Source organism: Thalassococcus lentus, assembly GCF_028023555.1.
In the GTDB taxonomy this organism is placed as follows: Bacteria; Pseudomonadota; Alphaproteobacteria; order Rhodobacterales; family Rhodobacteraceae; genus Thalassococcus_A; species Thalassococcus_A lentus.
Genome location: NZ_JAQIOY010000003.1, coordinates 550,347 through 562,989, shown reverse-complemented (window position 1 = coordinate 562,989; position 12,643 = coordinate 550,347). Strand labels below are relative to the sequence as shown.

General features: G+C 58.7%; 14 protein-coding genes and 1 tRNA gene. 7 read left to right on the top strand and 8 right to left on the bottom strand.

Features of this window, described 5'->3' with window-relative positions:
- Positions 1-184: 184 nt before the first annotated feature.
- Entirely contained in the window at positions 185-1,849 is a 1,665-nt protein-coding gene (locus tag PFY00_RS11815; protein WP_271432755.1) for a tyrosine-type recombinase/integrase, read from the bottom strand.
- Between the two features lie 96 nt (positions 1,850-1,945).
- A tRNA-Tyr gene (locus PFY00_RS11810) sits at positions 1,946-2,029 on the bottom strand.
- Between the two features lie 138 nt (positions 2,030-2,167).
- Between PFY00_RS11810 and rlmB the strand changes: the two genes are divergently transcribed.
- The 6 genes from rlmB to PFY00_RS11780 all read left to right on the top strand — a co-directional run bounded on the left by rlmB (position 2,168) and on the right by PFY00_RS11780 (position 6,030).
- The gene (gene rlmB, locus PFY00_RS11805) at positions 2,168-2,953 is read left to right on the top strand and encodes a 23S rRNA (guanosine(2251)-2'-O)-methyltransferase RlmB (protein WP_271432754.1); all 786 of its coding nucleotides are present in this window, start codon (positions 2,168-2,170) and stop codon (positions 2,951-2,953) included.
- 92 nt (positions 2,954-3,045) lie between these two features.
- The gene (locus PFY00_RS11800) at positions 3,046-3,384 is read left to right on the top strand and encodes a hypothetical protein (protein WP_271432753.1); all 339 of its coding nucleotides are present in this window, start codon (positions 3,046-3,048) and stop codon (positions 3,382-3,384) included.
- 151 nt (positions 3,385-3,535) lie between these two features.
- Positions 3,536-4,663: a 3,4-dihydroxy-2-butanone-4-phosphate synthase gene (gene ribB, locus PFY00_RS11795; protein WP_271432752.1), complete on the top strand. Its 1,128-nt coding sequence runs from the start codon at positions 3,536-3,538 to the stop codon at positions 4,661-4,663.
- The gene (locus PFY00_RS11790; protein ID WP_271432751.1) at positions 4,663-5,214 is read left to right on the top strand and encodes a 6,7-dimethyl-8-ribityllumazine synthase; all 552 of its coding nucleotides are present in this window, start codon (positions 4,663-4,665) and stop codon (positions 5,212-5,214) included. Before ribB ends, PFY00_RS11790 begins: the two co-directional genes overlap by 1 nt.
- A complete protein-coding gene (nusB, locus tag PFY00_RS11785) occupies positions 5,211-5,684 on the top strand; it encodes a transcription antitermination factor NusB (RefSeq protein ID WP_271432750.1) in 474 nt (157 codons plus the stop codon). Before PFY00_RS11790 ends, nusB begins: the two co-directional genes overlap by 4 nt.
- Positions 5,685-5,778: 94 nt before the next feature.
- A complete protein-coding gene (locus tag PFY00_RS11780; RefSeq protein WP_271432749.1) occupies positions 5,779-6,030 on the top strand; it encodes a hypothetical protein in 252 nt (83 codons plus the stop codon).
- A 285-nt stretch (positions 6,031-6,315) separates the two neighbouring features.
- On the opposite strand, the gene PFY00_RS11775 is transcribed toward PFY00_RS11780, so the two are convergent.
- The 3 genes from PFY00_RS11775 to PFY00_RS11765 form a co-directional block, all read right to left on the bottom strand.
- Positions 6,316-7,056 carry a COG3904 family protein gene (locus PFY00_RS11775; RefSeq protein ID WP_271432748.1) on the bottom strand — a complete coding sequence of 247 codons (741 nt, stop codon included), beginning with the start codon at positions 7,054-7,056 and terminating at the stop codon, positions 6,316-6,318.
- The gene (locus PFY00_RS11770; protein ID WP_271432747.1) at positions 7,053-8,366 is read right to left on the bottom strand and encodes an AAA family ATPase; all 1,314 of its coding nucleotides are present in this window, start codon (positions 8,364-8,366) and stop codon (positions 7,053-7,055) included. The genes PFY00_RS11775 and PFY00_RS11770 overlap by 4 nt, the downstream gene beginning before the upstream one ends.
- A gap of 75 nt (positions 8,367-8,441) precedes the next feature.
- Positions 8,442-9,950: a trimethylamine methyltransferase family protein gene (locus PFY00_RS11765; protein WP_271432746.1), complete on the bottom strand. Its 1,509-nt coding sequence runs from the start codon at positions 9,948-9,950 to the stop codon at positions 8,442-8,444.
- 140 nt (positions 9,951-10,090) lie between these two features.
- On the opposite strand from PFY00_RS11765, the gene PFY00_RS11760 reads away from it, so the two are divergent.
- Complete coding sequence (locus tag PFY00_RS11760) at positions 10,091-10,531, top strand: MmcB family DNA repair protein (RefSeq protein WP_271432745.1); 441 nt, start codon at positions 10,091-10,093, stop codon at positions 10,529-10,531.
- A 4-nt stretch (positions 10,532-10,535) separates the two neighbouring features.
- Here the strand turns inward: PFY00_RS11760 and PFY00_RS11755 are convergent, their stop codons facing one another.
- The 3 genes from PFY00_RS11755 to PFY00_RS11745 are packed head-to-tail and all read right to left on the bottom strand — an operon-like array spanning position 10,536 to position 12,617.
- The gene (locus PFY00_RS11755) at positions 10,536-11,468 is read right to left on the bottom strand and encodes an aminotransferase class IV (protein WP_271432744.1); all 933 of its coding nucleotides are present in this window, start codon (positions 11,466-11,468) and stop codon (positions 10,536-10,538) included.
- A gap of 46 nt (positions 11,469-11,514) precedes the next feature.
- Positions 11,515-12,330 (bottom strand): N-acyl homoserine lactonase family protein, encoded by an 816-nt coding sequence (locus tag PFY00_RS11750; protein ID WP_271432743.1) that lies wholly within the window; start codon positions 12,328-12,330, stop codon positions 11,515-11,517.
- Positions 12,327-12,617, bottom strand: coding sequence for a putative quinol monooxygenase (locus PFY00_RS11745; RefSeq protein WP_271432742.1), 291 nt, complete (start codon positions 12,615-12,617; stop codon positions 12,327-12,329). Before PFY00_RS11745 ends, PFY00_RS11750 begins: the two co-directional genes overlap by 4 nt.
- Positions 12,618-12,643: the final 26 nt, after the last annotated feature.

Below are 12,643 nucleotides of genomic sequence, written 5' to 3'. Positions count from 1 at the left end.
ATGATGAGCGCCCCACCGGGGCGGTGACGGCCTTCACCGAAGGCAGTCTAATCTATGTCAGGAACACTGCCATAGTGAGCTTCAAATGTCAAGATTGACCGGGTCACGGTCGGCGGTTGGGTGCATCAACTCCGAAGCCGAAACTAAGCAAGACGCAGAAATCGAACGTTCTGCAAATTGCCAATCAGTCGCGTGGGTCCGCTTGCTCAACCCACTTTCGCAACAAATCGAAACTGGGACCGTCATCATAGTGGCGGATTGCGCCGCTTTCGACATGCCCAAGGATAGCGCGCCTGACGTCTTTGGGAGCGCCCGCGCGCCGCATTGCGTTCTGGAAAGTAGATCGCAGCGAATACAACGTTTTTCGCCGGTCAGTAATCGGCTGAGCCATTTTGGAGCGTACCAACCGCGAGAAGTTATGCCGAAGCACCGTCACGGTGTCCGTCTGGGCTTCCCCTGTTTTGCTATTGTGGAAGGCGGCGAGCCCACCCGCGTGAAGCCACGCCGGGAAATCGGCGATCTCAGGGTGTAGCGGGATTACACGCCACGAGCTTTTCGTCTTCCCGCCTTCGACGCGAATAGCTCGGTCGTCAACTTGATCCGGGCGCAATGCCATGAATTCGGCGGGGCGCATCGCAGTATGTGCCAAAACGCGCACAGCCATTCGTAGCGCGTCTCTGCGCTCATCTGACAGGCCTCGCACAGGTTGCCCCCACACGTCATCCAATGCCGCAAAGATGCGCGACACCTCATCAATATCAAAGGGCAGCCACTTCATTTCTTCAACCGCGCGACGTTCCTTGGGCAACTTGACACTGACCATTGGGCTGATTTCTATCAGTTCCTCGTCCACAGCGTAGCTAAACAGGCCCATGATCGGCGTGAATTCTGCCCTGATAGAAGAGGGGAGAAGTGGGCAACGTTTGTTCTTTAAATGGTCGCGATAATCGCGGAGCATACGCGGCGTGACCTGACCGACAGGAATGTCCCCAGTCTTCGCAACAAGTCGTTCGATTGTTCGCCGATATTTGTCTTCTGTTTTCTTTCGAAGCTGCGCGAACCGAAAGAACTTCTCTGCGACCTTGTTCAAGGTGTCCGGGTTTCGCGCTACGCGCGCTATCCGACGTTCCAGCAGCATTTTTGCGACATCAAAGGCGTCACGGTCTTCCGGAGCGCTTGGCGGTTGCACGTGATCACCAAACAAACTGCGATGAACATCAACCAAACGGTCATGGTATTCATCGTCGTCCATTGGTTCAGAAAACGGAGCGAACGAAATTCTGGATTTCGCGGCGTCGGTGGCATCCGCAACAAGAGCTTTGAATTCGGGGTGGGGCGGGAGTTCGACCTTGAAATCACCATCAGAGCGCGCCAACCGCCCGAGCAAGTTACGCACGCCGTCAATGTCGTCTTGCGTAGGGTTCATGTCTTTAGCGCGTTCATGATCGAACGCGGCTATCCAGCGATCCGCTTTCTCCCACGCGGGTTCGTCGTCTTCCCCATGAATTTCGAAGAATTCTTCCTCTTCCGTTTTAATGCCGCTCGTATGGCACCATTTTTCGTAGGCGGCGTCCTCCGCAGCCTTTCGGGCAGCCTTTTCGCCTTCGCGTTTGTGGCGCTGGGCAGTGCGATAGTCCTGACGCTCTTCGGGGCTCTTGAGGCGTTTGAGAAGGGTGTCGTGATCTGACTTGATTTCCTTCAAACGATCATAGGCTGTGTCGAAGTCGTCACCCAACGGCGCACGCCACTTCTTGCGCCCGACAGCGGTCTGAAATTCGAGCGGCACTTTGCGCTGATAGAAGTATCTGCCGTGCTCAATGAGCATGAACTTGGGCTTGGTTTGGGCCATGTCGGTACCGAAAAACTGGGTTTGGGTACCGAAAATAGGCACCAATTACGCCCATTATAAGGCGGAAATGCTTATTTTCCAACGCTCTAAGGAAAGTGGTGGGCGACCCTGGAATCGAACCAGGCGTGCGTCTCCGCGAGGGAGTTACAGTCCCCTGCCACACCTTGCGGCCTGTCGCCCACCGGCGCCGGGCTAACCCGGCGTGAGGGGGTGATTACAATCGGCCTAAAGGCGCGTCAACACCAAATTGACCACACTTGGCCTTGCGAGTGGGGCTTCGCCCGTGCAAGGGAAACAGACAGCAAAAAAGGCAAGCGCATGTCGAAGAAACCAAAGTGGGTTGTGGCCAAGGAACAGGCCAAAAAAGCGGCCAGTTCCGAAACGGTCTGGTTGTTTGGCTTGCATGCAGTGCGCGATGCTCTGGTCAATCCTGCACGCGAACGTCTGCAATTGATCGTGACGCCAAACGCTCAGGTCAAACTGGCCGACGCGATTGCCGACGCCGGTATTGAACCAGACGTGCAGGATCCACGCCGGTTCCGGGCTCCGATTGATGCTGGATCTGTGCATCAGGGCGCGGCGATGGAAGTCAAACCGCTGAATTGGGGCCGTCTCGAAGATGTTGCTCTGCGCGATGGTCCGGGGGCTCCGCGGCTGGTCTTGCTGGACCGCGTGACAGACCCGCACAACGTGGGCGCCATTCTCAGGTCTGCCGAAGTGTTTGGCGCCCGGGCCGTGATTGGCACAAAACATCATTCAGCCCCTGAAACGGGCGCCTTGGCCAAGACCGCCTCGGGCGCGCTGGAGCGTCAGCCCTATCTCAGAGAGACCAATTTGGCTGACACGATCCGCAAGTTGCAGGACATGGGCTATTTTGTCGTCGGGCTGGATGGAGAAGCGCCACAAACCATCGAAGAAGCGATGGCGGATCGGATCGACCGACCCGTGGCTTTGGTTCTGGGGGCAGAGGGGCCGGGGCTACGGCCGAAAACCCGTGAAACCGTCGACGCCTTGGTCCGAATCGACTTTGCGGGCGGCTTTGGTTCGTTGAATGTCTCAAACGCGGCGGCTGTCGCCCTTTACGCCACACGATCACCGGGCTGACGCCCCCGCGACGGCTTGTGATTGGCTGATGCGTGCATAAATATGGCGCATCGGCAGGACCGGGCCAAAAATGGCACAAAGCGAGAGACAGGATGCCCCAGACTAAGATTGCCACATGTTGCTACTGTGGAACGCGCGCGGCGCTGGTTCTCAGAGGCAAGGACCGACATGAGCTGTCCTGTTCGTCCTGTGGGGCCCAATTGCACGACATGAAAATGTTGCGCGCGGACGCAGTGGATGGACACGCGCATCCAACACCGATGTCCCGTCGCAGAACCCGCGCCGAAGTTCATGCAACGCCATTGCCGGCGTGGGAACGCGAGGCGCTGAGCAATGCGCGCCGCAGCAAACCCAAAAAGAAAAAGCGCAAAAGCCTGGCCAAACGGTTCTTTGAAGAAGCGTTTGACGTGATCGAAGACATTCTGGACTGAATTGGTGCTGTTTTGTCGGCTCGTTCCTTTCCGAGGTCGATGCGGCCAATGACGCGGGGGCACTTGATACGACATCAGGCCGGGTGCGGCGGCTTTGCACTGGCCTTTGCAGCGCCGCTGTCCTATTTGCGAAGCAGCAGATGGAGGCACCATGGCGGATTATGAAACCCCTGGTCCGGTTGAAGAGAACTGGAAAGACGCGATTTCCTCGGTTGAGGAAATCATTGATGACGCCCGCAATGGCCGGATGTTCATTCTCGTGGATCATGAGGACCGCGAGAACGAAGGTGATCTGGTCATCCCGGCACAATGGGCAACGCCCGATGCCATCAACTTCATGGCACTCTATGGCCGCGGTCTGATCTGTCTTGCGATGACATCGACGCGGATCGAGGAATTGGGCCTGAGCCTGATGTCGACCAACAACAGTTCGCGTCATGAAACGGCCTTTACAACCTCTATCGAGGCCCGCGAAGGCGTGACAACCGGCATCTCCGCCGCAGACCGCGCGCGCACTGTCGCTGTCGCAATCGATGCGTCCAAAGGCGAGGCCGATATCGCAACGCCGGGCCATGTGTTCCCGCTGCGCGCCCGTGCAGGCGGCGTTCTGGTGCGTGCCGGGCATACAGAGGCTGCGGTGGATATTTCGCGTTTGGCGGGGCTGAACCCGGCTGGCGTGATCTGCGAGATCATGAACGAAGACGGCACCATGTCGCGCCTGCCTGAACTGGTAGCCTTCGCACAGCGTCACGGTTTGAAGATCGGTACGATCAGCGATCTGATTTCCTATCGTCGCCGCAACGACAATCTGGTGCGTGTGCAGAACGAAGAGCAGATCCAATCCGAGTTTGGCGGCGATTGGACAATGCGCATCTACACTGACGAAACACATGGTGATGAGCACATCGTTCTGACCATGGGGGATCTTTCAGGCCCTGAGCCGGTACTGGTTCGGATGCACGCCATGGATCCGCTGCTGGATGTGATCGGGACAGGCCCCAAAGGCCGCGCGCATGAATTCCAGCATGCGATGATGGCCGTCGCAGAAGAGGGGCGCGGCGTCGTCGTTCTGCTGCGGGACACTTCGATGAAAATGGACCTGCACGATGAAGTCAGCCCCAAGACGTTGCGCCAATACGGGCTGGGTGCGCAGATCCTGTCGTCGCTTGGTCTGTCAAAGCTGACCCTTTTGACCAATTCGCCAACGCCCAAGATTGTTGGCCTCGAAGCCTACGGCCTTGAGATTGTCGGAACGCAAAAGATATCGGAGCTGGGCTGATGGCATCTTCTGAAACGCACTACACACTGCCGCGGGCGGAGTTCGATAAACCCGTCAAGATCCTGATCGTCGTTGCGCCGTACTACAAGGACATTGCCGATGCGATGGTTTCCGGTGCGAAAGCCGAGATCGAGGCCGCAGGTGGTGACTGGGATCTCATCGAGGTTCCCGGCGCGCTGGAAGTGCCGACAGCGATCGGTATCGCCGAGCGGATGAGCAATTTTGACGGCTACGTTGCGCTGGGTTGCGTCATTCGCGGCGAAACCACCCACTATGACACGGTTTGCAATGACTCGAGCCGTGGGATCACATTGCTGGGGCTTCAGGGGCTTTGCATCGGAAACGGGATCCTGACGGTCGAGAACTATGAACAGGCCCGCGTGCGGGCCGAAGTCGACGAACAAAACAAAGGTGGCGGCGCGGCCGCTGCGGCCTTGCACCTCGTGGCGCTGGCCCGTAAGTGGGGCGGCGCGCGCAAAGGGGTCGGATTCGCACCGGCGCGTGACGAATTCCAGATCGCGGGCGAAGGCAAGGGGCCAACCACTGCATGAGTGAAATCTCGGGCAACCAAAAGCGCAAAATGAAAAGCGCATCAAGGCTTTATGCCGTTCAGGCGCTGTTCCAGATGGAGGCGTCCAGCCAGCCCGTTGATGACGTGCGCCGTGAATTTCTTGAACACCGCTTTGGTGCGGTCACGCCCGAAGGCGATGAGATGCTCGATGGCGATATCGCGCTGTTCAGCAAGGTGATCGAAGAGGCTGTGAACTGGCAGGCCCGGATTGACCAGATGACGGATCGGGCACTGGTGGCCAAATGGCCAATTGCGCGGATTGACCCAACGCTGCGGGCGCTGTTCCGCGCCGCTGGGGCAGAATTGGTAGCAACCGACACTCCACCAAAGGTGGCGATCGTCGAATATGTTGATGTAGCACGCGCCTTTTTCCCGGACGGACGAGAGCCGAAGTTCGTGAACGCTGTGCTGGATCACATGGCACGCGAAGCCAGACCCGAAGCTTTCTGAGGTCGGGCCGGGGTTTCGATCCGACGCCGTTTTGACCTGTTACAGCAACGCTCTACGTTATATTCTTTACGTGGAATGTAATGCGGGGCGCTCAATGCCAAAGCTGATCAAATTATACATGCGTCATGTGGCGATCGGCTTTGGGCTGGCTGCGGTTTTCGTTGCCATGCTCTTGGGGTTCAACGTTGCCAATCTCAAGCATCTGGTCACGCATTCGGATGTTGGGCTGCTGGCCGTAGTGTTGCTGTGGTTCTTGAACGGGATTGTCTTTGCCGGCGTTCAATTCGGGGTTGCGATCATGCTGCTGCCCGGCGCCAATAGTGACGACAAGAACAATGCAGGATAGGCTGCACGACCTGCGTTTATGTTGTTTGGCGCGATAAGCGGCGGGAACCGCGCCGACCGTGTGGGTTTTGCATTCCCGAGGACCTGTATATACAGGTGGGCGCCAGGTAGCAGGGCCACGACCCAGCCAGAGCCAGCCCCCTCGGATTTGCTTAAGGCCACCGGAATGAACCCGTTTCACGCGAAGGGCAGAACCCGCCTGCTGCACACCTATGCCGCGCGGCAGCGATCGGCAAGGGGCCAGTGAAAATGCCTTTGTATTTGGGCGTCGTGGGCTGCGCGCAGGTTATTGCGGGGCTTCGACAAATCCGTAACGCTCAAGCTGCTCAGGCAAGAGAATATAGATCTCGTCTGCCGGTGTTCCGAGCGCGTGACTCATGACCATTGGGTCTATGCCCATTTCCGACAGATAGATCATGACTTCGCCCTGACCGCGCTGGATGTCCTCAACCGCCAGAAAGGCCGGAAGAAAGGTGTTTTCGCCAAAGGCATGTTGATGCACGCCGATAGATGCCCCGGTTTCGATGTCACGGGTTGGACCGCCTGCCAGCAGATAAGGGCAAGCAGAATAACAGATTTCTCCACTCAGAACGGCGGTCTCGATGCTGCGCGCGCGCAGGTAGCGGCCCAAACGCAGGGCTTCGTCTACCGCGCCTCCGGGGCTTTGCAACACCAGTTGCTGTGGAGCCTCGGCGCTGTCTTCGATTTGGGTGATGATGCGATCTGCGTCTCCGGCGGTTATTGCGCCTTCGAGCCGCCAGACACCCTCGGCGCGGGTCAGTGTCAGACGATCCGGCAAAGGGCCGGCGTTGCGCAGAGGCTGCACTGACGGGCGATCCCGGTCGGGCGCAAAGAGCCTGCGTTGATCGCCGGGCCGGACGGGTTCTGACAAGCGTGGTGCGTCCGGGCCCAGACCGGGCAGGCGCGGGGCCGCCAGTTGCATGTCGCCAAACACCAACAAGGCCCCGATCCCCAGCTGAAAAATCAAAACGCTGGCCAATACCCGAGAGACCGTGCGCGCATTCATGCAGTTTTGTCCTTGATATGCGCCACATCGGACGCGGTATCTGGCGCTTGGTTTTGCTCAGGCGGATCTTCGAGGTCTGGCAGTGCGGCTCGTGCGGATTCGACGTCGCGCAGCGCCGACAGTGCAGCGCGCAGTTCGGCCAGCGTCATGCGGTCTTCGACGCCTGCGCCGTCATGCCCTTCGCGGATCGCGCTTTGGGTGATGGCAAGGATAAAGACCAGCACAGCGGGTAGCAGGTCGATGGCAATGGCGCCAGCCCAACTGGGCACGAAGTTCCGGGCATAGAGGATGACCGCATCCGCTGCGGAAAGTGGCGTGTAGTTGACCTCGGGCGCGGGGGGCAAATTGATCACCGTTTGCGCGGCGCCTGCCAGAGTATCCGCACGCTGCGCGAGCACTTGAAGAACCGATGTTATGGTCGCCGACTGGTTGGTGCGGTTTTCTTCGGTGGAGGCGTCCAGCTCTGGCAATACGACCGAAGCGGACAAATCCTGAGCGGCCCGTTCCACCAATTGCGCCACCGACAGCTGGCGCAGCTGTGTGATCAGGCCTTGCAGGCGGACGGCTGCTTCTGAGAATTCAACGGACCGTGCTTCGACCGAGCCGGGTTCGACCGTCAGTGCGCGCATCCGCGACAGGATCGCATTGCCTTCGGCAAAGGCCTGTTCAATTGGTGCGGATTGCGCGGCGATTTGTGCTTCGAGCACACTCAGCTCTTCTGATTTCTGCCGCAGCACCCGAAAGACCGCCCCGCGGCCTGCCAGTCCGGACAATCCTCCCTGTGCTTCCTGCTCGGAAAGGTCTTCAAAGCTTTGGCGCACGCGGGCAACATCCCGTTCCAGCGCCTGAGCGGAGAGCGCCACTTCGTGCGCGCGTTCAAGGCTGGCCTGATAATCCTGCACGGTTTCGCTGAGATGCTGTTCAACGGCAGCCGACCCGGCAAGCGCTGCCGCGTTCAACCAAGAGGACATGGCCACAATGGCCAAAGACCCAAGACCCATGGCTGCCAACAGCCCGGTGCGGGCCCGGGTGGTGCGAACAGCAGGGAACAATCGCATCAGGTAGGACCAGAATACGAAAATACCTACAGACACGGCCACCGAATAGGCGATCGCGGCAAACACCGACATCGCGCCGTTTTCGTCGAGCAGGGACGAAACGCCAAGGTAGGTATAGATTCCCGATGCGACGGCGAGCACACCCAGCGCTGTTCCCGAAAAGGTCTCCAGCCACGTGACGTGGTCTTCCAGTTCGCGCGCATGTCGCACGCCACGCGCTTCGGCGCGTGTCAGTTGCGTTTCCTGTGGCATTGGCCGCTCCTGCTGATCCGTTTGATCAATTTAAGGCCTGCGCAGCAGTATGGAAGCGGGTTGTTGCCCGGCTGATCACTCAATGAGCGGAGCGCCGCCACCCGCAGTCATCCGCTCTATCATGGTGGCGATGCGTTCGGCGCGATCCTGTGCGCCCTCTGGTGGTTGGAAGTCGGCCAGTTTTTGCATCCAAAGGGCGGTGGCGCGTTCCTCAGCGGTTTGTCCGCCTGAGGCCATCCATGTTCCGTGGTTGGATAGGTCTGCCAACAAAGGTTCGGCGAATGCGTCGCGGTAGCGTTCCATGGTTTGTTGCGTGTCGAAGAAATGCCCGCCGGGATCAACCGAGATCAAGGCATCCCAACCCATGGCATCGTCGTCCGCGGCTGGCGGTTGGCACAGATGGGCAATGGTTTGCAGCATTTCGATGTCTGCCACGAACTTTTCAAAGCCCAGCGTTAATCCACCTTCGAGCCAGCCGCAGGCATGAAAAACCATGGTCGCGCCCGCTTGCAGCGTGCCCCATAGCGCCATTGAGGTTTCCTGCGCCGCTTGCATGTCATTGGCGTTTGATGCCGTTCCTGCGGCCGACCGCCAAGGCAGACCAATGTGGCGGGCCAATTGGCCGGACCCGATCGCCATCTGGATTTGTTCCGGTGTGCCGAACGCAGGCGCGCCAGAGCGCATGTCCACGTTTGAGCCGAAACCGCCGTAAAGGACCGGCGCGCCGGGGCGTACCAACTGGTTCAGGGTGATGGCGGCCAGTGCCTCGGCGTGCTGCAATACCAGTGCCCCAGCAACCGTGATTGGGGCCATGGCGCCCGCCAGACAAAAGGGCGTTACAATGGCCAATTGCCCGGCGCGTGCGAAATCCATCAGCCCCTGAGCCATGGGACGGTCCAGCAGGCGGGGCGAATTGGTGTTGATGACAGTCGAGCACCATGCACTGCCGGAGAAATCATCATCAGCAACGCCAAGCGCTTCGCGGATCAGCTCAAAGCTTTGTTCAACTTGGGCGCGGCCGCGTGCGTAGACCGTCAGCGGTTTGTCTGACAGTGAAATCTGTGTGCGCAGCATGGCGTAGTGGCGCAGATGGACAGGTATGTCCTGCGGTTCCGGCGCGGGCGAAAGTTTGTGAATGACGTCAAAGCTCTGCATCAGGCGCACCGCGTCGGCGTATGACGCCAGATCGCCTGGCCTGCGGCCATTGATGCGGTCAGAGACATTCGGGCACCCGCCGCCGGGAGAAAAGAGCAGCCGACCGGGATAAACATCCTGATCTCTTCCCGGGTTGGCGGCACGCATCTGGAAACGCTGTGGCGCTGTGCGCAATGCTTCTGTGACCATCTCGGGGCCAATCCGGACCCTTTGATCCGAGACTATCGCCCCGTTTTGCGACAGCAGGTCTATGGCCTCGTCATCCAGAACATCGATGCCGTGTTCCTGCAAAAGCCGGAGCGCCAAATTATGCATGTGTTCGACGCGATCCGTGGTGAAAATGGATTGCGGATCAAAGGGATGCGACAAATGACGCAGATTTTTGTCAGAGCCCGATGATGCTGGGCGTGTGCGGGATCTTCGGGCCATCTGCAGTCCTGTTTGCATAAGATGTGACCAGTCTAGATCGCCCCGGCGCGGCGTCTTGCTGGAAAACGACATCTGTCAGGGCATGATTGGAACTCGGTAAGCAGCTTGATTTTTGTTTACGGTTTGTTCATATCTGTGGGATGCGAGATCAGATGCAACCCGGCCAGCTATTGGCCCGCGGCGTTTGCCGCCTTTTGGCCAGTCATGGCTTTGCAGTGATCGAAGAATTCGTGCCGGATCGCGGGTTGCGCGTTGATGTCATGGGGCTCGGTCCCAAAGGTGAACTTTGGGTGGTCGAGTGCAAAAGCTCGCGGGCGGATTTCCAGAGCGACTGCAAATGGCAGGGGTATCTGGAATGGTGTGATCGGTATTTCTGGGCTGTCGATCAGGATTTCCCGACCGATCTTTTGCCGGATGGCAGCGGGCTGATCATTGCAGACGCCTATGATGGCGAAATCCTGAGGTTCCCGGATGAGACCAAACTGGCCGCGGCCCGCCGAAGCAAGCTGACACGCAAGTTTGCGCAGCATGCGGCCCGGCGCCTGCACAGCCTGCGTGATCCGGACGTGGTCTACAACTGACGTTCTATGCGCCGGAAACGGCTGCCACATGTTCGGCAATCGCCTTTTTGTAGAGCGCCTGAATTCGGGCTGTCACGGGGCGCGTGCCATCACCGATCGGTTTACCGTCAATGCTGGCCACTGGCGTTTGCGCACCAAAGGTGCCGGTCAGAAACGCTTCTTCGGCCCCGTAGGCTTCGACCAGCGAGAAGTTCCTCTCAAAGACCGGAATGCCGTTGGCTTGGCACAGTGAGATCACCTTGGCCCGTGTGACCCCATTCATGCAGTAGTCCCCGGTCGAGGTCCAAACAGCGCCTTTGCGCACGACAAAGAAATTGCAGGCATTTGTCGTGTTCACAAAACCATGCGGATCCAGCATCAGCCCTTCGTCTGCTCCGGCCTGTTCGGCCTGAAGGCAGGCGATCACACAGTTGAGTTTCGAGTGACTGTTGTATTTGGCATCCTGCGCCATGGGTAGCCCACGAACCTGCGGGACCGTGGCCAGACGGATGCCGGCATCCTTCAATTTGTCCACGGGTTTGGAGTGTTCCATGATGATCACCATGGTGGGCCCGGATCGCGACAGGGACGGATGCTGGAACGGGCGCACCTTTGGGCCGCGCGTGACCATCAGTCTGCAATGCACGTCGGCGTGCATGTTGTTGGCCGCGCGTGTTTTTTCGAGCGCATCCAATATACCGCTTCGGTCCATACCAACGTCGAGACTGACGGCCTTGCAGGCCTCGAAGAACCGGTCCATGTGCTCGTCGAAATAGGCCCAGACGCCGTCGTAGAGCCGCAGGCCTTCCCACATGCCGTCGCCCAGCATGAACCCACTGTCGTAAACCGAGACCTTGGCCTCATCACGCGGCACAAGGGCACCATTCACGTAGATCAGGATCTCTGCATTCCGCGGATCTTCGAGCGCGTCATGGGTGGTCAGGGCTTGGTCGATCATGCGCGGTCCGTTCGTTTGCTTTTGGAGTGGTCTGTCCCTCGCGGGCTCAGTCTGCGCCATCCGGCTGTGTCATTGGCCCCCCGTCGAGGCGGTGAATATGCGGAGCCATTTCCTGTGGGAAGTATTGGCGGATCAGCGGATCGTGGCCGGGAATGATCAGTCCGGGGTGCGATGCCAGACGGCGCAGCGTCGCAAAGCCATCCAACATGTCCTGAAGATCAACCACGATGGGAAAGGGCTTTTCACTATAGACGTTTTCGTAGAAATGGGCGGCGTCCGAGGCCAGCACCAACCACCCTGCGTGGGTACGGACCCGCACGCATTGCAGGCCGCGGCTGTGGCCACCAATACAATGCACGGTCAAACCTTCGGAGACCTCGGCGCTGCCGTCATGAAAGATCACCTTGCCGCTGTACAGTCGTTTGACAGCCTCGCAAACATGGGCGGCCGTAAAGGGCATGCGCAGCGTGTCGTGGCACATGCAAGGGCCGGTGGCATAGGCCATTTCTGCTGCTTGCATATGTAGTGTCGCGTTCGGAAAAAGATGCAATCCGCCCGCGTGGTCATAATGCAGGTGGGTCACGATGATCTGGGTGACGTCTTCGGGTTTTAGGCCGAAGGGTGCGAGCGCTTTGCCCGGGTCCAGCCGGATCGGCCTGTTGCGGGCCTTGGCTTCTTCATGATCATAACCGGTATCAACCAGAATGATCTCGTCGCCGCGCCGCAAGAGCCACATGAAATAGTCCATTGCATGCGGTGCGTCATGGTTGTCGTCGAAGATGAAGCTGTCGGCCCGGGTGCGTGCATTGCGATCGGCATATTTGATGCTGAAGACATCCCAATCGCCGGGCACAAGGGTCATGTCGGTACCTGATCAAAAGTCTGAAGATGCTTTGAGGCAATCATATCTGACACGGCTTCGTCAAATGCCTTGAAGTGGTCGCTGGCAAGATGTGCCTCAAAGGCGGCGCGATTTGTGTAGAGTTCGTAGAGAAAGATTTCGTCTGACCTGTCGCTGTCAGTACAGACGTCAAAGCGATGGCAACCCGGCTCCTGACCCAGCGAAAGAGCGGCGTTTGTCATCATTAACGGTAGAAATTCGGCCAGGCGTTCAGCCTTGATACGAATCCAAACAGTTACGGCATACATGGTGGGCTCGCTGAATGTGTTACGTC